The sequence below is a fragment of the Tritonibacter horizontis genome, assembly GCF_001518015.1.
GTDB classification, from domain to species: domain Bacteria; phylum Pseudomonadota; class Alphaproteobacteria; order Rhodobacterales; family Rhodobacteraceae; genus Epibacterium; species Epibacterium horizontis.
In genome coordinates this window covers 1-23,303 of the sequence record NZ_LPUY01000135.1, presented here as the reverse complement: position 1 = coordinate 23,303, position 23,303 = coordinate 1, and the positions used below count along the sequence as shown (strand labels likewise).

The 23,303-nt window shown below is 61.3% G+C and carries 20 protein-coding genes and 1 pseudogene; 4 read left to right on the top strand and 17 right to left on the bottom strand.

The window, feature by feature from the left end:
* Nucleotides 1-48: 48 nt before the first annotated feature.
* From TRIHO_RS21510 to TRIHO_RS21490, 5 genes are all read right to left on the bottom strand, one after another.
* On the bottom strand, nucleotides 49-1,074 hold the full coding sequence (locus tag TRIHO_RS21510; protein WP_082705272.1) for a TRAP transporter substrate-binding protein: 1,026 nt from the start codon (nucleotides 1,072-1,074) through the stop codon (nucleotides 49-51).
* Nucleotides 1,075-1,253: 179 nt separating this feature from the next.
* Nucleotides 1,254-2,222 (bottom strand): VOC family protein, encoded by a 969-nt coding sequence (locus tag TRIHO_RS21505; protein ID WP_068248655.1) that lies wholly within the window; start codon nucleotides 2,220-2,222, stop codon nucleotides 1,254-1,256.
* 24 nt (nucleotides 2,223-2,246) lie between these two features.
* Nucleotides 2,247-3,122, bottom strand: a complete 876-nt coding sequence (locus TRIHO_RS21500; protein ID WP_068248653.1) for a fumarylacetoacetate hydrolase family protein — start codon at nucleotides 3,120-3,122, stop codon at nucleotides 2,247-2,249.
* Between the two features lie 28 nt (nucleotides 3,123-3,150).
* Nucleotides 3,151-4,836, bottom strand: coding sequence for an FAD-dependent monooxygenase (locus tag TRIHO_RS21495; RefSeq protein WP_068248651.1), 1,686 nt, complete (start codon nucleotides 4,834-4,836; stop codon nucleotides 3,151-3,153).
* A 96-nt stretch (nucleotides 4,837-4,932) separates the two neighbouring features.
* The gene (locus TRIHO_RS21490) at nucleotides 4,933-5,838 is read right to left on the bottom strand and encodes a LysR substrate-binding domain-containing protein (protein WP_068248649.1); all 906 of its coding nucleotides are present in this window, start codon (nucleotides 5,836-5,838) and stop codon (nucleotides 4,933-4,935) included.
* A 228-nt stretch (nucleotides 5,839-6,066) separates the two neighbouring features.
* Here TRIHO_RS21490 and TRIHO_RS21485 point away from each other — a divergent pair, with 228 nt between their 5' ends.
* Nucleotides 6,067-6,573 carry a TRAP transporter small permease gene (locus TRIHO_RS21485; RefSeq protein WP_068248646.1) on the top strand — a complete coding sequence of 169 codons (507 nt, stop codon included), beginning with the start codon at nucleotides 6,067-6,069 and terminating at the stop codon, nucleotides 6,571-6,573.
* Nucleotides 6,570-7,853, top strand: a complete 1,284-nt coding sequence (locus tag TRIHO_RS21480) for a TRAP transporter large permease (protein WP_068248644.1) — start codon at nucleotides 6,570-6,572, stop codon at nucleotides 7,851-7,853. Before TRIHO_RS21485 ends, TRIHO_RS21480 begins: the two co-directional genes overlap by 4 nt.
* 96 nt (nucleotides 7,854-7,949) lie before the next feature.
* Here the strand turns inward: TRIHO_RS21480 and TRIHO_RS21475 are convergent, their stop codons facing one another.
* The 11 genes from TRIHO_RS21475 to TRIHO_RS21425 form a co-directional block, all read right to left on the bottom strand.
* Nucleotides 7,950-9,416, bottom strand: coding sequence for an aldehyde dehydrogenase family protein (locus TRIHO_RS21475; RefSeq protein ID WP_068248642.1), 1,467 nt, complete (start codon nucleotides 9,414-9,416; stop codon nucleotides 7,950-7,952).
* A gap of 33 nt (nucleotides 9,417-9,449) precedes the next feature.
* Nucleotides 9,450-10,382: a glutathione S-transferase family protein gene (locus TRIHO_RS21470; protein ID WP_068248640.1), complete on the bottom strand. Its 933-nt coding sequence runs from the start codon at nucleotides 10,380-10,382 to the stop codon at nucleotides 9,450-9,452.
* A 12-nt stretch (nucleotides 10,383-10,394) separates the two neighbouring features.
* Nucleotides 10,395-11,390: an amidohydrolase family protein gene (locus TRIHO_RS21465; protein ID WP_068248638.1), complete on the bottom strand. Its 996-nt coding sequence runs from the start codon at nucleotides 11,388-11,390 to the stop codon at nucleotides 10,395-10,397.
* Nucleotides 11,390-13,330, bottom strand: a complete 1,941-nt coding sequence (locus TRIHO_RS21460) for a TRAP transporter permease (RefSeq protein ID WP_068248636.1) — start codon at nucleotides 13,328-13,330, stop codon at nucleotides 11,390-11,392. The genes TRIHO_RS21465 and TRIHO_RS21460 overlap by 1 nt, the downstream gene beginning before the upstream one ends.
* Nucleotides 13,331-13,422: 92 nt before the next feature.
* Complete coding sequence (locus TRIHO_RS21455) at nucleotides 13,423-14,394, bottom strand: TAXI family TRAP transporter solute-binding subunit (protein ID WP_068248634.1); 972 nt, start codon at nucleotides 14,392-14,394, stop codon at nucleotides 13,423-13,425.
* Nucleotides 14,395-14,464: 70 nt separating this feature from the next.
* Nucleotides 14,465-15,259 carry an SDR family NAD(P)-dependent oxidoreductase gene (locus TRIHO_RS21450; protein ID WP_068248632.1) on the bottom strand — a complete coding sequence of 265 codons (795 nt, stop codon included), beginning with the start codon at nucleotides 15,257-15,259 and terminating at the stop codon, nucleotides 14,465-14,467.
* A 101-nt stretch (nucleotides 15,260-15,360) separates the two neighbouring features.
* Nucleotides 15,361-16,296, bottom strand: coding sequence for a LysR substrate-binding domain-containing protein (locus TRIHO_RS21445; RefSeq protein ID WP_068248629.1), 936 nt, complete (start codon nucleotides 16,294-16,296; stop codon nucleotides 15,361-15,363).
* A 262-nt stretch (nucleotides 16,297-16,558) separates the two neighbouring features.
* Nucleotides 16,559-18,061, bottom strand: coding sequence for an amidohydrolase family protein (locus TRIHO_RS21440; RefSeq protein WP_165595941.1), 1,503 nt, complete (start codon nucleotides 18,059-18,061; stop codon nucleotides 16,559-16,561).
* A gap of 114 nt (nucleotides 18,062-18,175) precedes the next feature.
* On the bottom strand, nucleotides 18,176-19,063 hold the full coding sequence (locus TRIHO_RS21435) for an alpha/beta hydrolase (RefSeq protein WP_068248626.1): 888 nt from the start codon (nucleotides 19,061-19,063) through the stop codon (nucleotides 18,176-18,178).
* A gap of 67 nt (nucleotides 19,064-19,130) precedes the next feature.
* On the bottom strand, nucleotides 19,131-20,000 hold the full coding sequence (locus TRIHO_RS21430; protein WP_068248624.1) for a fumarylacetoacetate hydrolase family protein: 870 nt from the start codon (nucleotides 19,998-20,000) through the stop codon (nucleotides 19,131-19,133).
* A 25-nt stretch (nucleotides 20,001-20,025) separates the two neighbouring features.
* Nucleotides 20,026-20,409, bottom strand: coding sequence for a nuclear transport factor 2 family protein (locus TRIHO_RS21425; RefSeq protein ID WP_068248622.1), 384 nt, complete (start codon nucleotides 20,407-20,409; stop codon nucleotides 20,026-20,028).
* Between the two features lie 190 nt (nucleotides 20,410-20,599).
* Here TRIHO_RS21425 and TRIHO_RS21420 point away from each other — a divergent pair, with 190 nt between their 5' ends.
* Nucleotides 20,600-21,070, top strand: coding sequence for an Lrp/AsnC family transcriptional regulator (locus tag TRIHO_RS21420; RefSeq protein ID WP_068248620.1), 471 nt, complete (start codon nucleotides 20,600-20,602; stop codon nucleotides 21,068-21,070).
* Between the two features lie 6 nt (nucleotides 21,071-21,076).
* Here TRIHO_RS21420 and TRIHO_RS21415 read toward each other — a convergent pair whose 3' ends face one another.
* Nucleotides 21,077-21,628 (bottom strand): NADPH-dependent FMN reductase, encoded by a 552-nt coding sequence (locus TRIHO_RS21415; RefSeq protein WP_068248618.1) that lies wholly within the window; start codon nucleotides 21,626-21,628, stop codon nucleotides 21,077-21,079.
* Nucleotides 21,629-21,865: 237 nt separating this feature from the next.
* On the opposite strand from TRIHO_RS21415, the pseudogene TRIHO_RS21410 reads away from it, so the two are divergent.
* Nucleotides 21,866-23,303: pseudogene (locus TRIHO_RS21410) on the top strand (pyruvate dehydrogenase (acetyl-transferring), homodimeric type); the annotation flags it as partial.

Here is a 23,303-nt window from a genome sequence, read left to right as displayed (position 1 = left end):
GCAGCGCATCTGCCATCGCGTCGTGGAACGCGATGGCAGAGGTGTTTTCTACTCGGATTGCGCGGCTCTTGCCAAGACGTCGTAATCCGCCTGCATCTGATCGCTCTGCTTCAGAAGATCTGAAATGACGGGGGCGATGGTGGTCAGGTAGGTTCTGACCTCGGTTGGTCGCATCCGGATCACCCGGCCGCCATTCGCCTCCCAGGCGGCGTCAAGCTTTTCAACATTGGCAAGATGACGGAAGACCACCGCCTCGGCCTTTGCCGCTTCGGCATAGACGACCTCGGCGAGTTCCGGCCCGATCATGGCAAGGAAGTCCTTGTTCACAACGGCCCCGACAGTGGTGAAGTTGCCCGGAAGATAGGTCACATTCTTTGCCGCGTCATACATCTTGAAGGCATTGACCACCCCCATGCTGTTGGTGGCCGCATCAATGGTCCCGGTCTGGAGGGCGGGCAGCACTTCGCCCAGCGACATCGCCACCGGCGACGCGCCAACAGCCCGAAGCGGTTCGTTCAGCAATGGCGTCGCGCCTCCGCTGCGCACCTTCTTGCCGATGAAATCAACCATATGCTCGATCGGGTCCTTTGAGATGACCACCCCCTGACCGTCGATCAGAACCGTCAGCGGCTGGACCCCCGCACTGGCGCCAAAATCAGAAAACATCTCCCGCACTTCTGGTTTTTGCAGGCTGGTCATTGCCATCTCCGGGGTGGAGAACAATCCGCCTGCATCCAGCACCTGAAAACGCGGGTCGATGGAGGAAAAGAAGCCAATAATCGAAAAGGTCACTTCGATTGTTCCCATCGCCACGCCCTCAATGGCGGCGGGCAACTGACCAAGCTGGTTCGCAGGGTATAGCTGGACATCGATACGGCCATTGCTGCTGGCCTCGACACCTTTCTCAAAGGCCACCATCCAAGCGTAGACCACATCTTTTTCGGTGGGTGGAATTGGGGCCGAAACCTTGAGCACGTAATCCGCAGCCATCGCGGCCTGTACCGTGCTCATGGCAAAAATGGTGGCGCAGCTCAGCGCCCTGAGTGTGGACCCGAGGGTCGTTCTGAGTGTCATTGTGTTCCTCCCTGAATAGGTTGTTCGCCCGGAACGCGGGGCCTCCTCGCCCCATGCACCAGAAGAGTTTGGATGAAAGTCTTGCCGCGATGCCCACCACCAATCCAGATAGCGATGCCGATGTGGTGATGCCTGCCAGGCATCACGGCACGCGCTCCGGTCGACCGAACCTGGCCCAGTCAGGCCGGGTCGCTTTCGTAGTTGTGAACAAAATCCGCCGGAATATCCGGCCCCCAAAGATAGATACTGTCTTCTGCCGGGTAGTCGCCCGCGTCCCAATCGTGGTCGACCGGGATATAGTCGATATCGGCGGAATATTCCGAATAGCTCCCCCATGGGTCCTTTACGTAGTGAAAGTAATTGGAACCGAGAACGTGCCGCCCCAGCCCCCAGCCTTCGGAATAGCCCTTGTCGGCCATCTGCATGGCGCCGGTGCCTATCTGGTTGATATCGCTTACGTCCCAGGAACAATGATGCAAACCGGGGGCGTCTGACTTGGCAAAGGCGATCAGATGGTGATCTGAGCCGTGGATCCCATGCATGAAGCAGATCCCGTCGCCAGACCGGTCTGACAATCGCAGCCCCAACGTGCGCGCGTAAAAAGCCAGCGAGTCCGGCACCGAGGGGGTAAAGACCAACAAATGCGCAAGGCGGGTCGGCTCCACCTTCGGCGCCTGGGATCGCTGCACGGCGCCCATCTGGCCGGCGGGCACCGATCGCGTCAAAAAGGGTGCCTTTTCGCAAGGGGAGCTTTTGGGCGCCACCTTGATTTCGATCATCATCCCGAAAGGATCGCTGATCCAGAAGCCCTCGGTCGTCTGCTCGTGATAGGAAGGCACATCCATGATCCGCGTGCCGGCAGCCTCGATCCGGCGGCGCATGGGGGCGAAATCCTCTTCGAAGACGGCAAAGCTGAGGTGGTTGAGCTTCTTGCGCCCCCCTTCTGTCAGGCTTGCCCAGCGATGATCGGACCCCACGGTATAGAGCCCCAGCCCCTGCCCCTCCTCGCGGACATCAAGGCCAAAACTCTGGTAAAAGGACTGGGCTTGCCCCAGGTCCGGCACAATCAGGTTGAAACTGTCCATCGAATGGATGCCCAGCTCGCCAGGGCGTTTGGTGATTTGCACCTTGCCAGTAATTGCGGTCATGTCTGCTCCCTTCGTGCCGTGGTATCAGGCGGATTTCGCCAGTGGGGCTGCGTTTCGAATTGGGTTCGAAAGCGTGCCAAGGCCGGTGATTTCGACCTCGCAGACATCGCCTTCTTTCATCCAGAGCTGTGGCTCTCGCGCCAGCCCGACGCCGGACGGGGTGCCTGTCACGATCACATCGCCCGGCTTCAGCGTCATAAAACTGGAGCAAATGGATATGATCTGGGCAACGGAAAACACCATCTGATCGATTTGCGCTTCCTGCACCACTTGCCCATTCAGCCGGGTGATGAGGGAGAGACCAAGGCAGCCCCGGGGCAGCGCATCGGCCGTCACGAACCACGGCCCGAAGGCACCGGTATCGTCAAAGTTCTTTCCAGCGGTCCATTGCGGGGCTTTGGTTTGATAGTCCCGGACAGACGCATCGTTGAAGATCGAATAGCCACTTACATAGTCGAGCGCCTCCGCCGCGCTGACATTGCGCGCCACGCGACCGATCACCACAGCCAGCTCACCTTCATAGTCGAGCTGTTCAGAAACTTCAGGCCGCAAGATCGGCGCGCCGTGGCCGATCAACGACGAATTGAACCGGCCAAACAAGGTGGGAAATTCCGGCTGGGCAAACCCGCTCTCGGCAGAATGATCGCGGTAGTTCAAGCCGACGCAGACGATTTTTTCCGGTGCGCTTACGGGTGGAAGCAGGGTGACGGCGTCGACATCCACGACCTCCCCCTTGGCGAGGCACTCGCCCGCGTCCGTCAAGGCCGCGCCCCCCGCGCGGATCAGCGACAGCAGATCGCCGGGAAAGCCGGGGGCATCCGCCAGTAAGCCCCGAAAGCCATCTGCAGTTTCGATAGCCAGGCCGCTCTGGCCATCTTTGGCAAAGCTCGCGAATTTCATGTGTGTCTCCCTTGTGTATGGATCAGCTTCAAGCCACATCCGCCACAGCGCGCACAGCAGCGCGGGCGGTGAGCTTGTCAAACAGTGTGGAAATCGCGCGCGTCCCCGGTGCGGCACCGCGCCAGGCGACAATCTGATCCGGACGGATGAGCGCATAGGGTGCCTCATACAGATCCGGCAGCAGTACTTCCTGTGGCAGATAGAGGATCTTGAGCGTCATCCCCCGCGCCTCTGCCGCGACCAGGAAGTCGCCCGCCGCATCACTATCTTCACCAAGGCACAACAGGGTCCATTCAAAACCAAAGGCATCAAACAAGGATCGCCCGTCGCTCAACCAGGCATGCGGCGCGCGCCCGCCCGGCTTGGCGCTGGGAACATAGACCGAAGCCGCATCTGGTGGGGCTGGGCTACGTTCCGCGGAAATGACCGGCGAAGCATCATAGCGGGCCCCAAACGTAAAACCCGGGATCGTGAATTCACGAGCGGCATGTTGCTGCAGATAGGCGCCCGCCCGCGCCCGCGCGGCCTCGCCCACGGCGCCGCTGTCCTCGATTGCGGGAGACGGCACATAAAGGCCCACGGAATCGGCAAACTCTATCGCGAACCGGGTATTGCGCAGTGCGACCGGCCTGCGCTCGGCTTCGTAAGAGGCCAAAAGCCCCTCCCCTGCCTGCCCCTTGAGCACCGCTGCAAGCTTCCAGCCGATATTGACCGCATCTTCAATCGCGGTGTTGTAACCCATGCCACCGGTCGGGGTGAACAAATGCACCGCATCGCCGCCCAGGAAGACACGCCCGTGACAGAACCGCTCTGCCACCAACGCCCGGCCAGCCAGCCAGGTGGCAATGCCGGTAAGGCGATAGGGGATCTCTTTGCCGACGGCTTGCAAGAACAACTCGCCCGCCTCTGCCTGCGTCATCGTCGCGGCGTCCTCGCCCTCACGCAGCTGGGTTTGCAGCACAAAGCCGCCAGTCCCATCCACTGTCGCCAACAGGGCGCGACGACGGCGGTTGAAGGTCCAGTACATCCAGGCCCTTGGCAGGTTCAGCTCGTAAAAGGCCGGCGCGTCGAGGTAGATCGACAGCATTTGCCCGCCCATGAAATCGCGCGCTTTTGCATCCCCACCCGCGTAGCGAATGCCGAGCTGTTTGCGCACCATGCTGCTGCCGCCATCCGCCGCAAAAAGGTAGCGCGCGCGGATGCGATAGCTCTGCCCCGCCGCCGTTCGCACCTCGGCCAGAACCCCGGCGTCGTCCTCGACAAACCCGGTAAGTTCCGTGTTGAACGCAATCTCGATATCGGGCAGCGCCTGCGCCTGTTGGCAGAGGGTCTGCTCGACCAGGCTTTGCGGAATGCGATGAGGCAGTTCCGCCCCGTTCCAAAGATGTGCCTGCTCGCGGACAACCCGGTCTGCCTCGCCCGAGGCAGGCATCTGGTGCCGGGCAAGCTCATGGCCCGCAAAGGTCGTATAATAGGCTACATCGGTGGCGTGGTGAGCCGGCAGACCAAGCGCGCGGATCTCCGCGGCGAAGCCAAGGCGCCGGTAATGCTCCATCGTGCGGGCCTGGGTCGCATTCGCCTGTGGGGCCGTGGCGACCGTTGGCTCGCGATCCACCACCATGGCTGCAATGCCACGGCGGCCCAGTTCGTTTGCCAACATCAGCCCGCAAGGCCCTGCGCCAACAATCAGCACATCGGTCGTCACCCGCGTCATGGTTTTCCTTCCTTCCACAGTCGTGTCAGGACAGGGTGACGCCAACAGAGCGATTGAAAGAGAATTCAAAAATGTCGGCGCGATACGATTTTAGTATCAGGCGTGCCTATCTACTTTCTGCGCGGCACGCTGGATCAGGTGGGAAAAATGCTCGCCTGCCGGCGTCAGGCCAATGCCGGTGCGGTGCACCATCACCAGCGGCGGTGCGGCAAACGGGTGTTCCAGCTGGAAGGCCTCCAGCAACCCGCTCAACATCGGCGTCTGCACCCATTCCACCGGCACCATCGCCAGAATGTCAGAATTCATCAGCACCGTCAGGATCGACAGCGCCGACTGGCATTGCGCTGCCATTTGCGGCGGCGGCAGGCCCTCTTCTGCAAAGACCTGTGCCAGCTCATCCACCGCCTCGTGCGTGATCGAGGTGGTCAGCCATTCCGCCCCCTCCAGATCCTGCAGGCGGCGCACCCCGGACAACGGATGCCCCTTGCGCCCAATCACGACCCGCTGATTGTCAAAAAGCTTGGTGACATGCAGATCAGGCGGATGCAGCCCTTCGGGCACCGGGCCGACATAGATATCGACCAGCCCATTGCGCAGATCCCCTTCAAGCGTCGGTAGGAATCCCTCGATCAGTCGCAGCCGGACCTTTGGATAACGACGGCGAAACGGGCGCAGCGCCTCGGAAAACAGCCCCAGATGCCCGGCAATGGACAGGCCAACGACCAGCTCTCCCTCCACGCCATCCTGTTGTTGATGCACCGCCTCGCGCGCCCGACGTACCTCGCCGAGAATGGTCATGGCGCGCACAAGGAATTCTTCGCCGATGGGCGTCATCCGGACGCCGCGGGCCTCGCGGATAAAAAGCTGTGTGCCAAGCGAATGCTCCAGTTCCTGAATGGATCGGGTAATCGCCGGCTGTGCCAATCCAAGCGCCCGCGCGGCCCCGCGCAGGCTACCGTTTTCGGCTACGGCAACAAAATCTCTGAGCTGGTTGAATTTCATGGGCTCCCCGATAGCACGATGCAATCGCAGTGGGCAATCTATGCAATTCAGGTATCAGCCATGGCACCAAAACCGCAGCTTTCACCTATAGGCGATGCAAAATCAGCATCACCGGGACAAATGAGGCATCTAACCGCTGTGACTTCGCCCTGTAGAAAGATAGATGCCCGCCACAGGTTTTGTGCGGGCCGGAGGCGGGAGACCTCCAACAAGGAGGAGGAACAACAGATGGAGCGCATCATTGGCCGGGGCATGACTGCCCTTGCGACGCTTCTGGGGCTGGCACTGCTGGCGATGGTGGCCCTATCGGTCTGGAACGTCGTCGCGCGCTATATCTTCAACGCAGCATTGCTCTGGGCTGACGAGGTCGCGATCTTTGCGATGATCGTCGTGACCTGGATCGGGGCCATTGTGGTCAGCTGGCGACGGACAGAAATTTCGATGAACATGATCGTTGCGATGCTCCCGACAGGCTGGCAACGCCCCATAGGCGCGTTGCAACAAGCGATAACTGCGGCCATCTGCGGATGGGTGGCCTGGCTGTCCTGGGCCTATGTCGCGCGGGTTTTCCGCTTTGGTATGACCAGCGATGCCGCGCGGCTTCCACTCTGGATTTTTCACAGCACAATCACACTGAGCCTGATTTGCATGGCGCTGATCGCGCTCTGGCGACTTTGTGCCGTGCTGGTGAACGCGCCCGTTTCCGACATCACCGCAGAGGAGCATCCGATATGACTTTCGCACTAGGATTGCTGCCTGCCGGGCTGCTGATCTTCGGCCTGCCAATCTTTGTCGTGCTGCTTGCGGCTTCGGTGATTGCGCTGGCGTTTTTCATGAACATTCCGATGAACGCGGTGCACCAGAACCTGTTTGGCGCCATCAGCCAGAACGGCCTTCTGGCCGTGCCCTATTTCATCTTTGCCGGTGAACTGATGTCGCGCGGAACCGTATCGCTCAGGTTGGTGGACTTCATCCGCAGCATCGTCGGGCGAATGCCCGGTGCCTTGGGCGTGACAACCGTCGGCACCGCGACCGTCTTTGGTGCGATCTCCGGGTCAAGCGCGGCAGCGGTCGCCTCTGTCGGCAAGGTGATGCACCCGGCAATGCAGGAAGATGGTTATCCCAAGAGTTTTTCGGCCGGGATGATCACATCCGTCAGCGCCATCGGCATCATTATTCCACCCTCGATCCCGATGATTGTCTATGGTGCCAGCTCCGAGACATCCATTCCGCGGCTCTATGCGGCGGGCGTGCTTCCGGGCCTCCTGCTTGCGGGCGTATTGGCGCTTTATATCATGATCCGCGCGCGCCTGGGTGGGTTTGGCAGCAGCAACCGGGCCTCACTCGGTGGCATACTGCGGGCCGCCGGGCGGGCAATCTGGGCGCTGGGTGCCCCTGTGATCGTGCTCGGCGGCATCTACGGTGGCGTATTTTCCCCGACCGAAGCCGCTGCGGTGGCCTGTTTTTACGCCATTATTGTCACCCGCTATGTGTTCCGCGAACTCAGCTGGGCCGACATCCTGAACTGCGCCACGACAACTGTACTGTTTTCGGCACAGATCCTCGTCATCGTGGCTGCGGCAGGTCTGTTCTCCTGGGTACTGACCGTAAACCAAATCCCACAGAGCATGGTGGCCTGGGTTGTCTCGCTTGATGTGTCCGTCTGGCAGTTCCTCCTCGCCGTGAACATCATGCTCTTGATCTGGGGCTGCTTCATGGATCCCCTTGCGGCGATCCTGTTGCTGACGCCGGTTCTGATCCCAATTGTTGATACACTCGGTATCGACAAGGTGCATTTCGGGATCGTGATGACGTTGAACCTTGCAGTGGGCCTTTTTACGCCGCCTTTTGGGATCAACATCTTTGTGGCGCAATCGGCATTGGGAATGCGGGCCGCAGATATTTACCGTGGGACGCTGCCCTTCTTTGCGGTGTTCCTTGCCCTGCTGGCGTTGATCACCTTTGTGCCCGAAATCTCGCTCTTCAGCATGAACCTGATGATGTTCGACAGCTGACCGCGCCACCAGAGACAAACAAAAAGAGGGGCCGAGAAATCAGCCCCTCTTTTTATTGTGTGGCGCACCCCGATCCCAGGGTGTGGCCGGAACCGGTCAGAACGGGAAAGTGCCCGCGCCATGAGTCAGCGTGGCAAGGCGGAGTTCGGTAAAATCCTCAACGGCATAGTGGCCCGACCGACCCCAGCCGGAATCTTTGACGCCGCCGTTGGGCAAGGATGCCTCGCCGGCCATCGTGGCTCCGTTCACATGTACCATTCCGGTGTCCATACGGCTGGCCATCTCCAGCCCTTTGGCCGCATCTCCCGTCATGATTGCTGCACTCAGCCCATAGGGCGTGTCCTGCGCCTTCTGGAATGCGGCTTCGGCATCATCAAAGGCCTCGACAATCAGCAGCGGTCCAAAGGTCTCTTCACAGCCCTGCGTCGCACGCACCGTATCGGGTACATGGGTCAGGATTGTCGGCGCATGGACGCGCCCCTCGCAGGTGCCGCCGGTCACAAGGGTCGCCCCCTGGTCCACCGCGTCGCGGATACGCGATTTGGTCAGAGCAACGGCGGCATCATTGATAAGCGGCCCGACCACAACGCCTTCGGCCAGGGGATCCCCTGCCAGAAGGCCACCTGTGCGTTCTGCCAGTCTCGCGACAAAGTCGTCGTGAATAGACTGCGCCACATAGACCTTGCGGGTGTTCATGCAAATCTGTCCCTGGTGGAAGAAGGCACCGAAATTCACCGCCCGCACGGCATGATCAACATCGGCGTCGTCAAGCACCAGCATCGGGTTGTACCCGCCGAGTTCCAGCACCATCCGCTTGAGCGCCTGACCGGCACGGGCCGCAAGAATGCGCGCGGTGCGATCCGACCCGGTGAAATTGATACTGCGCACAGCGGGACTTTCAAAAAAGGCATCCGAAAGAGCTGCGGCTTCTCCCGGAGCATGGGTCACCACATTGAGACTGCCGGCCGGAAAACCGGCCTCATGCAGGATTTCCGCCTGGATGAGACCCGCTGACACAGGTGCAAGTTCTGACGGCTTGATGACCACGGTGTTGCCAAAGGCCATCGGCAGCACGATTGTGCGCCAAGCGAGGAAAAATGCCCCGTTCCACGGCGTAAAACCTGCAACGACACCAAGCGGTTTGCGTTGCACCATCGCCGTCCGTCCGGGCGTGTCGCTGCGCAAAATATCGCCGCAGGGCAGATACCCCCAGGAGGCCGCCTGCCGCATCAAATTCGCCGACAAACGAACCTGATAAGAAGCAAAGGCCCGGCCGGTGCCCGTTTCGACTGCCAGCAAATGAACGATGTCATCATGGCGCCGTTCGGTGATGTCCGCAGCCCTGAGAAACAGAGCCTGACGCGCGCCAGGGGTCAGAGATGCCCAGCCCGGAAAAGCCTGATCCGCTGCGGCAACAGCGGCATCCGCTTCGGCCCGTGTCCCGGCAGCAGCGCGGGCAACCAGGCTGTCGTCCAGCGGGTTGGACACGTCGAAATGGCGCGCAGACGGTGCCCAGGTGCCATTGATGTAGTGGGACCGTTCGGTCACGGTTTGGTTGGTCATCAGATACCCTTTTTGGTGAGAAAGAGACGAGCCTCAGCTCTGCGGTGGCGCCAACCGGGCGCCCGGGAACTCCAGGATCGCGCTGCGCAGCGCCGGCAGCTCTACAAGCTGTCTGACCCAAGCCGCGACGTGAGGGAGGCGCCCGTTTTGCCAGATTCCGGCGTGACCGACGTCCTCGGCGCGGATCAGCTCAGCCCCCCAGAACAGATCCGCCATGCTCGGCTGATCCCCAAAGAGCCATGGCCCGCGCCGTGCCGCCAGCCGCAGGTCAAGCGCCGCAAGCGCCGCATCCACGGCTGCGCGCGCCGCCTCAAGCGCGGTGGCGTCAAAGAGGTGATCCGCCGCAGATTGCTCCTTTGCGCGCTTGGCTTCATAGGCGGCCCTTAGGGCCGGGTCCGCGCCATGTTCGGCCAACAACGCGTCGCAGCGGGCGACTTTACTGGCGGCAAAACTGTTGCGTGGCGCGTTCCCGGGCACCACCCGCACCGCAAGGTTCTGGTAGTTCGGCAGGTCGTCCACGATGGCCAGTTCCGCCCGGATGGCATCAGCATGCGCCGCCGGCATCAGCTGACCTCCGGCCTGTGCGTCGATCGCCAGGCAGATGCGCAGGCTGTCCACCAGAACCTCTCCTGACAGCGCATCAATGACCGTCGGCACCACACAGGCATCACATCCGGTGCTTTCAACCGCGGTCGACCCCAGATGCCGCGCTGACAATGGATGTCCGGCCAACCGACACGCCTCAAAACGGAGGCGCACATATTCGGGCGCGTATGTCTCACCCTTGAATATATCCAGCGAGTGCGACCAATAGGGCAGCCGGTGAAACGCCAGCACCGCCCGCACCTTTTGTGAACAGATGGAATTCGGCGCGTGAAAAAGATGCAAGGCGCTGGCATCGCCGATGCGCCCGCCTGGAAACCGCTGAAACAACGGCGTGGAAAAATCTGTCAGATCCTTGGGCATCTGTGTCGCTCCTCACTCAAACGTCATGCCAAGCAGACGCGCGGCGTTGCCGCTCATTATTTTCTGGCGGTCCTCGGGGGTGAGGTTCAGCTGGTCCACCGCCGCGATGGTTTCCGCAATGGGAGCGAATGGCGTGTCGGTGGCGAAAACGACCTGATCCGCCCCGAAGAAGTCGAGCCCCGCATGCAGGCCGCTGGTCCCACCCATCAATGCCGTATCGCCATAGAACGCGCGGAAATAATCCATATGCGGGCGCTTGAGCGACGACAGGACCTGGCTGTAGTCCTCATCCGGTGTTCGCGTCCCAAGCACCTCCATCCCGGTGCCGATACGTCCGTCGAAATAGGGGATCATGCCGCCAAGGTGATGGGTGATGACCCTGAGACCGGGATACCGATCGAAAAGCCCGGAAAAGACCAGCCGCGCCATGGCAACCGATGTTTCGTAGGGCCAGCCAAAGCACCACCACATTTCAAATCGCGATTTCGCCTCGGTGGCATAGTCGCTATGGGCGGCGCTGCGGGTCGGATGCAGCCAGATCGGCACGCCCAACTCATGCGCCGCCGCAAAGATCGGTTCAAAGGCCGGATCGTCCAAAGGACGGCCGCACATATTGGTATGGATCTGGATCCCTTTGGCGTTGAGCATGCGCACTGCGCGATGCGCTTCTGCCACTGCCGCAGAAACATCATTCAGCGCCACGGTCGCGACGAAGGCCGGAAACCGGGATGGATGGCGCTGAACCAGTTCCGCAAGCCCATCGTTTGCAAGCCGCGCAAGGCGCTGCGCCAGCGGCGCATCCGCGATCTCCTCAAGTGTCGGCGCGGGCAGGCTGATAACCTGCCGATAATCACCATGTGCATCCATCTGGCGAAAGCGCGCCTCGAGATCCAACACCGATGGGGTCGTTTTCATCCGTGCAGCAAGGCTGCCAAGCCCCGATGTCTCGCGCTGGAGGGTCTCGAAATAGGTCTTTGGAAACAAGTGTGTGTAGATATCGACGATCATCAGAGCGCCCCTTTCTTTGGCAATTGGCCTGCCCGTTTCAAGTAATCCGCCCCGAGCAAACCTGCGCCCAGAAGACCCCCTGCCCAATTGGCCCAGATGCTCCAGTTGGTAAGGCCGGCAGGCAGGAACAGTCCCACCCCTGCCAACGCGCAAGCCACGCGCGCCAGCCCCTCCAACCGACGGAGGCCATAGCCGGTGAATCCAGCCGCGATGAACCAGACCGCGGCCAAGGCCGTTCCTGCGTCCACTGCGGCCTCAGCGGCGGTTCCCTGCAACAAGAGCGACGGGGAGAAAACAAAGAGGAATGGGATCACAAAGGCCACCCAACCGAACCGCATAGCGGCAAACCCGGTCCGCATCGGACTGGCCCCGCTGATCGAGGCCGCGGCAAAGGCGCCGATGGCCACAGGCGGGGTCACCATGGACAACATACCGTAGTAAAAGATGAAAAGATGCGCGGCGAGCGGCGCAATCCCGGCTTCGACAAGCGCGGGCGCCACCAACGTGGCGAGCAGAATATATACGCCTACGGTCGGCATGCCCATGCCAAGCAGAATGCTGACACCTCCGGTCAACAAGAGCAGGATCACGACATTGCCCCCTGCCATCTCGACCAGGCTCATCGCCAGGGTAAAGCTGAGCCCCGATACATTCAGCACCCCGATCACCAGCCCGGCCAAAGGCGCGATCATCAGAATGTCCAGGGTGCCACGTCCGGTCGACGTCAGAACGTCTGACACCCGCGCCAACGTCAGGCGCTGCCCCTTGTAACCAAAGACGACCCCGCTGAGCAAAACCGCACCCGTTGCATAAAGCGCCGAGAGGTCGAGCGGTACGTTCAGCCAGAAGATGCAGGCGATCAGGATTCCAAACGGCACCGGAATGTACCAGCCGGCCCTGAGAACCCCTCCCAGACCGGGAATCTCGGCTGCGGGGACACGGGCGATCCCACGACGGGCCGCCTCCAGATCGACCTGAATGAACAGGGCCGCGAAATAAATGACCGATGGCACCAAGGCCGCCAGCGCGACGGCGCCATACGAGATTTGCAGAAACTCCGCGATCAGGAAGGCCGCAACCCCCATCACCGGTGGCATCAACTGACCGCCGGTCGATGCCACGGTTTCCACCGCCCCCGCGATGTGAGGGCGATAACCGGCCCGTTTCATCATCGGGATCGTGATAACGCCTGTGGACACGATATTGGCAACAGTGCTGCCCGAAATGGTGCCGAACAAGGCGGAAGCGATGATTGCGATCTTTGCCTGACCGCCGCGAAACCGCCCCATCAACGCCATCGAAAGATCGGTGAAGAACCCCGCACCTCCGGTCAGAAAAAGGGCCTGCCCAAACAGGACAAATGCGATCACGACGCTCACCACCACCTTGGTTGGCGTGCCGAGAAAGCCGCTGTTGTTCCAGGCCAGATACCAAAGCAGGCTCTCCGGTCGCACCATCCGGCCCGTCAGAGGCGATGGCAGCATATGCGCAATGAGACCGACCCCCAGAAAGCCGACCGCGACCAACATGATGGGGACCCCTGCGGTGCGCCGGGCCCCCTCCAGAAACAGCACCACCAGAACCGCCGACACCCCGAGCCCAAACGGCGTACGCAGCGCGGCGATCGACAGGTCGGGAAAGAACAGGCCAAGGCAGCTACAAGCCACAAACCCCAGCAAGGCGAGGATCAGGTCATACCAGGGCGTCCGGTCTCGCCGCCGCCCCTGTCCCGCCGGCACAGCAATAAAGACCAACGCCAACCCCAGCGCCAGGACCAAACCACCAAAGGTTTCAGGATAAAGCAGCAGCCCGACCTGCCGTGGGAGATCAAGCGCCCAGACGAGCGTGGCAAGTGGGATCAGCGCAGCAAGACAGCTGGCGAAAGCTCTGGTGGGGATGCCACGCGCGTCCGCTGGGGGCGGACTTGACTCCTTGGACATGTTCAAATGGTCTTTCGTGTTGTTCTGAGGCCCGACAAGAGGCCATCGCTACAGAGTGCCCGCCCGACAGAACGGGCCGGGTCCGTTCGGCCTTAGTTCGTTTGAGGCCAGAGCCCGACCGCCCCCAGCGCCGCAATCGCGCCCGGATGGTAGGTGACACCCGGCACCTCCGGTGCCATCGCAGCGGGGTCAAAACGTGCCATTGGTGCAAAGGCCGCGGCCAGATCTGCCTTGTGGTCATGGATGACACGGGTCATCGCCGCCACGGCGTCATCCGGTACGCTTTCGGCGCAAAGCAGAACCATGTCATAAGCAATGACGTTGGTCGGCGCCGCGATCTGGCTGCTTACGCCGGGGTCCAACTCCAGAAACTTTGCGCCCGGCAGCCCATCGTTCAGGATGGCACGGGTTTCGTCGGTATTTGCCACCGTCAGCGCACGTAGCCCCCCGACGGAACTGTCGACCTCCAGCACTTTGGCTGCACCAACCGAGAACAGAAAGGTATCGTTGCGCCCCGCGCTGAAGTCATCCGCCGCCTGGACGATGCTTTGGGTCGGGATGCTGTCGACATCGGCCCGGTCAAGACCGCCAAGCGCCAGATACGTGTCGTAGACCTGCCCGATGGCCGCCTGCGCATTGAGCCCGCCGGGAACCCGCAGCCCTTTGAGATCCGATACAGACGTCTCGGCGGCGTCGGTTTTCACATAAAGCGCGACCTGAGAATCCAGAACGGCTGCCGTCATCCGCAACGACGGATGGGCACCCTGTTCCGCATAGAACCCGGTACCGGTGACATAATAGGCAAGGTCAAATGCCACGTTGACCCCGCAATCGGCCTCGCCTCCGGCGACGGCGGGCATCGGGGACCCGCCTGCTGGAACCACCACCAAGCGCACATCGCTCTGCTCTGTCACCGTGCGGGCGATGGCTGTGCCGATAGAATGGGTCAGGCCGCCAGGATTGGTTGTCGAAAGCGTCAGAACCTGCGCCGATGCCGCCGAACCCATTGCGGACCCCATGCAGGTCAGCGCCGCCAAACCAGCAGCGAATGTCGAATGTGTCATGTTTTTTCCTCCCATGTTCCCCCGTTTTGCAGGGGTCTCTCTCACCGCGCCCTCCCCGGCGCGGTCTGCGTCAATGCATCACCGAACCTCCGTCGATGACGATGTTTTGTCCGGTCATGAAATCGCTGTCGGCAGACAACAGATACGCAAGCGTGCCGGAGAGATCCTCTGGCAGCATGTCGCGCTGCAGGCAGCGCGAAGCGACAGTCATGCGGTTGATTTCCTCGGTGCTTTCGGCGCCGATCAGCCCTTCGCTCAGGGTGAAACCTGGCGTCAGACAATTGATGCGTACCCCCAGCGGTCCGGCCTCGCGCGCCGCAACACGGGTCAGCGCGATGACGGCCCCCTTGGACGCCGTATAGTGCAATAGCCCCGGCGTGCCCTTGAAGGCAGTGCCGGAGGCGATGTTGACGATCTTGCCGTATCCCGCCGCCCGCATCCCCGGCAACACTGCGCGGATACATTCAAACGTGCCCCGCACATTGACCTGCAATACGCGATCGAACTGGTCAGAGGGGATGTCTTCGAACCGACCCGGCGTGAGGGCCGCGAAAATCGCAGCGTTGTTCACCAAACCGGTGCAAGGGCCAAGCGTCTCGGTCGCCTCGGCGACAAACCGGGTCACTGCCTGCCGGTCCGTCACATCACACGGTCCACCCATCGCCGGATATCCCGCCGCGTGAAGCTCTGCCAAAATTGCGGTCGGTGCCTCAATATCGCAGAGCGCCAGATGGGCGCCTTCAGCGGCAAGAGCCCGGGCATACTGGGCTCCGATCCCCTGCGCCGCACCCGTTAGCAGGATCACCCGCCCCCGTAACCTCGTTCCAGCGGCCCCGGTCCGATGAGCTTTAGCCTGATCCTGCATGCGCTTCCCCGACTGTTTCGGGGTCGCCCCCGTCGAGGTCACTCCACGATATCAGGAGCATGCAAATAAGATGCCTTTTTGACGGAAACGATACCTGATTGTTATCTCCTGACTGTGGTCGCTTTACCTGCATTGGCCACTTGAAGACCGACACGGCGCACCATGTCGGAGAGATATTCCGCAAGTGGGGTCAACGGGAGATCCGCCCGCCGGACCAGGCTGATCGGAGGCGCGTTCAAACTGTCTTCCATATGGAAAACCTCGTAGTCTTCGGCGGCAATTGGGCGGCCCAGCATGCTGGCGGGAACAATGGTCAGAAGATCGCTGTTTGCCACCGCCAGGAGCGTCGCGGTGGCAGAGGTCGTGTACATGACGATACGCGGTTCCGGCAGGCCACGACGGGTAAAGGGCAGCTCAAAATCCGCCTCCGTCTCGCGTTCTGACATGGTCTGTTTCACCCATTCCGCCTCAAACAGGTCTTCCAGCCTCTCTGCCCCGGACAGGGGATGACCCCGACGTCCGATCACCGCCCGATTATGCTCAAACAACCCTTCGGTGATCAGGCCAGTGTTGCGCCGGGTCGGATTGAACGGTCCCACGTAGAAATCCACCTGGCCGCTCATCATTGCGCTTTCAATGTCCTGAAAAAAGCCTTCGGTCACCTTGACGATGGCGCGCGGATATTTTTGCCGGAAGGCCCGGATCGCGGAGGGCATCATGGTAAAGGTGGAAACCGTAGACATCCCGACAGTGACATGGCCGCCGAGTTCCCCTTTCATCTGCTCCACTTCCTCGCGGGCGCGGCGCAATTCGGATTGTACCATCAGCGCACGCCGCAAGAACGCCTCGCCAACGGCTGTAAGCCGAATACCCTGCTGGTGGCGCTGGAACAGCGTCGCGCCCAGTTCGTTTTCGATTTCGCGGATGCTGCGGCTGATAGCCGGTTGCGCGATACCAAGGTGACGTGAGGCGGCTCGCAGACTACCGAGCTCTGCCGCTGCCACCACATCGCGCAAATGTGTGAGTTTGATCGGCATGTTGTCCTTCCCTTTGCAGTGTATGATCCGCGAGGCGGTGGGCTATTGCAACAGGGTTCATGTTTCGCAAAATTGATGCCTGTTCGGCATCATGCCTGCACGACCAGATCAGTGGGACTCGGCCTTGCGCACGGCGGGCCAATACCAGGCCCGCGGTCGGGCCTTTCCGGCGTTCGCGCCAGCCTCCGGGCTTCCCTGCCGAACAAAACGGTCAGCGGCCGCCCCGAAAGAGCGACCGCCTGTGTTGGGACCACATCTGAAACTAGTCTGCCGCGTTCTCCGCGATGCGCCGCTTGATTTCTGTAATGCCATCCGCGTCAATGAAACTGCCCCGTGTCATCACGCCTGAGATCGCCGCAAGATTTCCGGCGGCTTCCATCGGATTGGCATCGAGCAGAACCAGATCGGCCCGAAAACCGGGTGCAACAACGCCCAGCTCATCGGCGCGCCCCAGAAATTCGCCGGCGTTCAGGGTTGTGGCTTGCAGGACCGATAGCGGCGAAAGCCCCGCCTGCTCCAATTCAATAAATTCGCGGTGGAGCCCAAAGCCGGGCAAGACCCAGATCCCGCCAAGGTCAGACCCTGCCAGCATCTTCACACCAGATGCGTGCCATTGGCCGGTGATCCTTTGGGTCAGCCCATAGATCGCCTCCACCACGGATTTGGTCTCTGCCGGGAGGCCTGTGTCGAATTGCATCCCCAGTTCTTCCCAGACCGCACGCGTCTCGGCTGGCAGATACTTCAGGTTTGGATCTTGTCGAAACGCCTCAGCCCCGCCAAAGTTCATTCCGCGAATGCGGATCAGGGTGGGCACCTGCCAGACATCTTTTTCAATGAACAATTCCGCCAGCGTATCGCACATTTCCGGGTCAAACGTCCCCAGCACACCCTTGAGCGCCGGTGCCATCTTCTCTGCCGTATAGAGCATCGGATTGAGCAAAAACGTCGGCGGCAGCTCCATCGGGCCCTTGGGCATGTTCTCGACCATCTTGGTACGGATCATTGCACCTGCCTTGGCGCAGTCCAACATGTTGCCAGGGGTCGCACCGAGATGTTCGAACGAGGTAAATCCCGCCGCCACGGCCTCGGCGGTGGAGACCGGCACCGGCAGATGGCCCGCGACACCAAACCCAAGCTTGCGGGCCTCGTCCATGACTGCCAACGCGCCCTCACGCGGACCGGCCACGATCTTTACGAAATCCGCCCCTGCAGCCTGCTGCGCGCGGACAAAGGCACGCGCCGCGTCCGGCGCCGGGGCCTGGCCAAGATAGATATCCCCCGGAACCTGCAGCACCTCCGGCGCGACCACCTCGCCCGCAGCAGTGGCGGCATTCAATGCGCGGGCGGCTGCGATCATGTCCGCTGAACCCGACATTTGCCGAAACCCGGTGACGCCATTCACCAGCAACAGCTCCAGCTTGGTCGCCTGGGTCGTATGGTTGCCGGCGGAGTGGTCGTGGTCACCATGCGCGGCCTCATCAAGCACATGGGCATGCATGTCCATGTAGCCCGGCACGACATAACGGCCGGCCCCTTCAATGACCGTATGGCTTTCGGCAGGCTCCGCCCCCAGGGCGACAATGTCCTCGATCCGGTCACCCCGGATCATCACGGTCTGCCCGGTGGTGATTTCACCACTGCGCGTATCGACCACCGCCACATCCCGCAGCGCCAGAAGCTCTGCAGCGCAGAGGCCCGTTGTTGTGCTTAGCGCCACCACGGCGGCGAGGGAGCCGATTTTTGTAAGGGACTGAATGCCAGCCATGCGATCCTCCATTCAACTGTCCTGTCTGTTTCGATCCACAACAGGCCTGCCCCCCCCGACACATCGGCAGAGGTTCAGGCCTGTCGCGGAGGCCCGAGTTCAATTTCGTTGGTCTCAGTCAGCTGCTGCCGGCAGCGTGCTCAGGGCAAATGCAAGTTGCGCGTCCTGAAAGGCGGCCCCCGCCTTGTGAAAGTCGATGCAATGGCCGGCATCGGCCACCACCCCCACGTCAACACGCGGCGCTGCGGTGAAACAGGCGCCAAAGTCCTCGACCAGCGTTCCATCCATCAGCCACAGCGCCTCATGGGCACCCTGTTTTGTCTGGACCGGAACCGTGACAGTCGCGCAGAGGCCGCGCAGCCGGTCTTGCCAGCCGCCGGTGATATCCTTCAGTTCGTTCAGCGGGCAATGGGTATTGGCCATATGGCTCGCCTCCGGCATGTCGGTGGCAAGGGTCTCGGCCGGACCGAACATCAGCTGGTCCTTCATCGGGGTGGGCAAATCGACAAAGTAGGTGTCGGGAAATTGCGCATATGCCATTGCGCTTTCGGGCGGGGTCTGCAGGCCAACGCCAGACACAGAGATCCCCGTCAACGCCCAATCCGGCTGAGCCGCCGCGATGGAGATGGTGATCGCGCCGCCGATGGAATGCCCGATCATGAAGACCGGGGCACCCGCCCGGCCAAAGGCCTCAAGCAACGCCGGAATTCGTGGGAGCAGCGCGTCTGCGTTTTTCTGGATCAGATCCGCCGCATCGGGCAGCGCTTTGCTGCCGCCATAGCCGGGCCGGTCAATCGCAATCACATCAAAGCCCTGCGCCAGCGCCCGTTCCATCAGCGAACATCCGGGCACATGAAAATATTGCGCGGTGTAAGTGCCGCCATGAATGGCAAGGATCACCGGCTTGTTGTCTTCCGGTGCCCGCTCCGCCCGAGCCCAAAGCCCGGTCAGAGGATCACCACCGAGGGAAACCTCGAAGGGTTGAATGTCTGTTGTCGTCATCTGCCTTATCCTCCCAGGTCGGCAAACTGGCCCGGTCGATGCCGGGCCGGTTATCTTTTCTCTTGGTTCACGTGTCCGCGACGACACGGTTTTCGATATACCCAAGGCCCTCCACCTCGGTCCGCATCACGTCTCCCACCTGCAGGAACGCGGGCGGATCCTTGGCAACGCCAACGCCGCTAGGGGTGCCGGTGGCCAGAATGTCGCCGGGTTTCAGTGTCATGACTTGCGACAGATAGGCGATCTGGTCGTAGATATCGAAAATCATCGACGCGGTGTTCGCCTTTTGCTTTTCAACACCATTGACCAGCATCCGCACAGTCAGCGCCTGCGGGTCAACCACCTCATGATCGAGCGTCAGCCAGGGGCCGATCGGACCGTGGGTATCAAAGGACTTGCCCAGGGTCATCGTGCCAGTGCGCAGCTGCCAGTCCCGCGCAGACACGTCATTGGCGACCATATAGCCACCGATCACATCGCGCGCCTTTTCGCGCGGTACATTTCGGCATGTCTTGCCAATCACAACAGCCAGTTCGGCCTCATAGTCCAGCTTCTCGCTGACCTTCGGCAGCACCACCGCATCAAACGGGCCGGTAATGCAGCTGACCTGCTTGTTGAACCAGAGCTGATATTCCGGCACCGTCAGACCGAGCTTTTCAGCCTCCGCGCCGTGATCGGAATAGTTCATCCCGATCGCAAGATATTTCTCAGGCGCCGGGACCGGTGCGTGCAGATGCACATCCGATAGAGGGCGGGCGCCGGGGCTATCCGGGTTGACCGCATCATAAGCCTGACGGGCAGACTCTCCGGCGACAAGGAATTCGATCACAGTTGCGGGCAAGCCTGGCGCCGCCTCGGCCAGGTCGATGATCCGGTCACCAATCACCTTGCCAAGGCGTGGCGATGTTGTTGCGGTAGAGAAGAGGGCCAGAGGCATTCGGGTATGTCCTTGTATTCTTTGTTCAGCTTTGCAGCGGCGTGCTGTGGCAGGTATTGAGGACCCACTCACCGCTCTGCCGGAGCCACGTCTGGGTGGTCATTGCGCGCACATCCATGACTTGCCCGGTCGACAGCACCTCAAGCTGTTGCGACAGGGGACCCGTCATCACTGCGAAATCCCCATAGCTGCGGATTGTCAGGTCGCCACGGCTGAGCCCGCGAAAGCGATAGGCATCGCGCACACCGGCCAGATAGCTGGCTTTGCCATCCGCCATGCCGTTCAGGTGAATGTGAACGAGGTCGTCCGCCAACATCGGATCAAGCGCCTCGGCATCCCCTGCCATCAGCGCCGCACACCGCGCATGTTCTCGCGCCTGAAGCGCGGCGCAATCCTTTGTGTCCGTCATCGTGACCTCCCTCTGTTCTCGCGTCCTGTTGCGAAGTTCATCAAACCTAGGAAGACGGGGGATGTTTGACGCGACCTCAAATCCGCCCAGATGATACTTTTCAGGCATCACCATAGGCGAACGCGCATGTAGGCGTCAGAACCCCCTTTACGGTATGCCTGGCCAATACTTGGGAAGGAGACAGCAGATTATGCCGCGAAAGTCACTTGATCGCACCGACCTGCGCATTCTGAAAGAGCTGCAGGCAAACGGCAAACTGACCAATGTGGAATTGTCGGCCCGGATTGGCCTGTCGCCCTCTCCCTGCCTCACCCGCGTGCGCCAGTTGGAGCGCGACGGAGTGCTGCGCGGCTATGTCGCCCTGGCCGACCCCGAAGCGCTTGGCCTGGCAATGACCGTGTTTGTCCAGGTCACACTGGAACGTCAGGTCGAAAAGGCATTGCGCAATTTCGAAAGCAAGATGAACGCCATCCCCGAGGTCATGGAATGTTATCTGATGACCGGGGATAGCGATTATCTTGTCCGGCTTGTGGTGCCGGACCTGGCCGCACTGGAACGGTTCATCCTGCGTGAACTGACGACCGTGCCGGGGGTCGCCAACATCAAATCCAGCTTTGCGCTGAAACAGGTGAAATATAAAACCGCCCTGCCGACCGGCTAGCGACCATTAGCGCATCCGCAGCGCCAATGCCGCAAATCGCGCCGCAAACCCGGCAATAAACGCCCGCACCTCCGGATCTGCAATCTCGCCGTCCTCGGCGATCATGTCTGGCGTCTTGAAGCTGATATAGGTCTCGCCCGGCAGCACTGTGGCACTTTGAATGGCAAGGATCTGCCGCAAATGCTGCTGGCCGACGGCGGTGCCAATACCGCCGGGCGACGCCCCGGTCATTGCAATCACCCGGTCCCGCCACACATTCTCGGCGGCGGGCTTTGACCCCCAGTCGATGGCATTCTTCAGCAGCGCCGGAATGGATCTGTTGTATTCCGGGGTCACGATACATGCGGCCTCCACCTCCTGCATCGCGGCAACAAAAGCGCGCACTGCCGCTGGGCGGTCCACCTCCAGATCGCCATTGTAAAACGGCATGTCCTGCATTTCGATCCAACGAAATCGCAGAGTGTCAGGCGCGTAACGGGCAATGGCGCGGGCCAGTCTTTGGTTGATTGACCCGGTGCGCAGGCTGCCGACCAGCATGGCGGCTGTGATCTCGGTCATCGGTTGTCTCTCCAAGTTTCGTTGCGTCATCTGCCCAATGATCTAGGCAGGCCCACCACGCTCACAAAGACACAAATTCGCGGCTTGTCCCGGCTTTGGCAGAAGCTGCCGGACATTCGACATTCCCCAGCACATTCTGCGGCACACGCCACCGGCCTGCGGTGACTTCGGCAGCACATGTTTGGCCGTTCCTCCTAGGATTTCCGGCAAAGGACCGACCGCCGGAGGAGATAACCTATGACCCAATTCAACACTGCCGCAGACCTTGACGAGGATCCACAGGAAACCCGGGAATGGCTCGACTCGCTCGGCTCTGTGATCGACACGGACGGTGGCGGCCGCGCGACCTATCTGTTGCGCAAGATGGAGGACGCCGCCCGCCGCGAAGGCGTCTTTACCAGTGGCCAGCCCTATTCCGCCTATCGCAACACCATTCCCGTCTCCCAGCAAGGCGCCTATCCTGGCGACCTGGAGATAGAAGAAAGACTGACGTCGATCATGCGCTGGAATGCGCTGGCGATGGTGGTGCGGGCGAACAACGCCTATGGTGGCCTCGGTGGCCATATCGCCTCTTATGCGTCAGCGGCAGAAATTTTTGAGATGGGGTTCAACCATTTCTTCCGCGCCCGCACCGAGGATTTCGGCGGCGATTTGGTCTACTACCAGCCCCATTCCGCCCCTGGCGTCTATGCCCGCGCCTTTCTCGAGGGGCGTTTGAGCGAGGACCAATTGGCGCATTATCGCCGCGAGGTCAGCGGCAACGGGCTGTCCTCCTATCCGCACCCCTGGCTGATGCCGGAGTTTTGGCAACTGCCGACCGGCTCGATGGGGATCGGGCCGATCAACGCCGTCTATCAGGCGCGCTACATGCGGTACCTTGAGCATCGCGGCCTGGCCGATACCGCCGACCGCCACGTCTGGGGGGTCTTTGGCGACGGTGAGATGGACGAACCCGAGGCGCTGGCGGGTCTGACACTGGCGGCGCGCGAGGGACTTGATAACCTCACCTTTATCGTGAACTGCAACCTGCAGCGGCTGGATGGGCCGGTGCGCGGCAACGGTCAGATCATCCAGGAGCTGGAGAGCCTGTTCATCGGCGCCGGCTGGAACGTCATCAAGGTTCTATGGGGGTCGGAATGGGACGGGCTTTTTGCCCGCGATACCGACCACGCCCTGCTCAAGCGGTTCTCGGAAACGGTGGACGGTCAGTATCAGGACCTTGGCTCCAAGGATGGTGATTACAACCGGGCCAAGTTCTTTGACGCCGATCCTGCCACCCGCGCGCTGGTCGCCCATATGACGGATGAGGAAATCAACCGGCTGAAACGCGGCGGCCATGACTTCCGCAAGCTTTATGCCGCCTTTGCCGCTGCTAAGGCGCATAAGGGGCGCCCGACAGTGATCCTTGCCAAGACCAAAAAGGGCTATGGCATGGGTCAGGCGGGCGAAAGCCGGATGACGGCGCACCAGGCGAAGAAACTCGACCTCGCCGCGCTGGCAGAATACCGCGACCGGTTTGACCTGCCGCTGTCGGATCAGGACGTCGAGGCACTGCGCTTTCTCAAACCCGCCGAGGACAGCGCCGAGATGACGTATCTGCGCGCGCGCCGCAGCGCTCTGGGTGGTGCCATGCCGGCCCGCGCCCGCACGGTGGTACAAGACCAGCCGCCCGCCC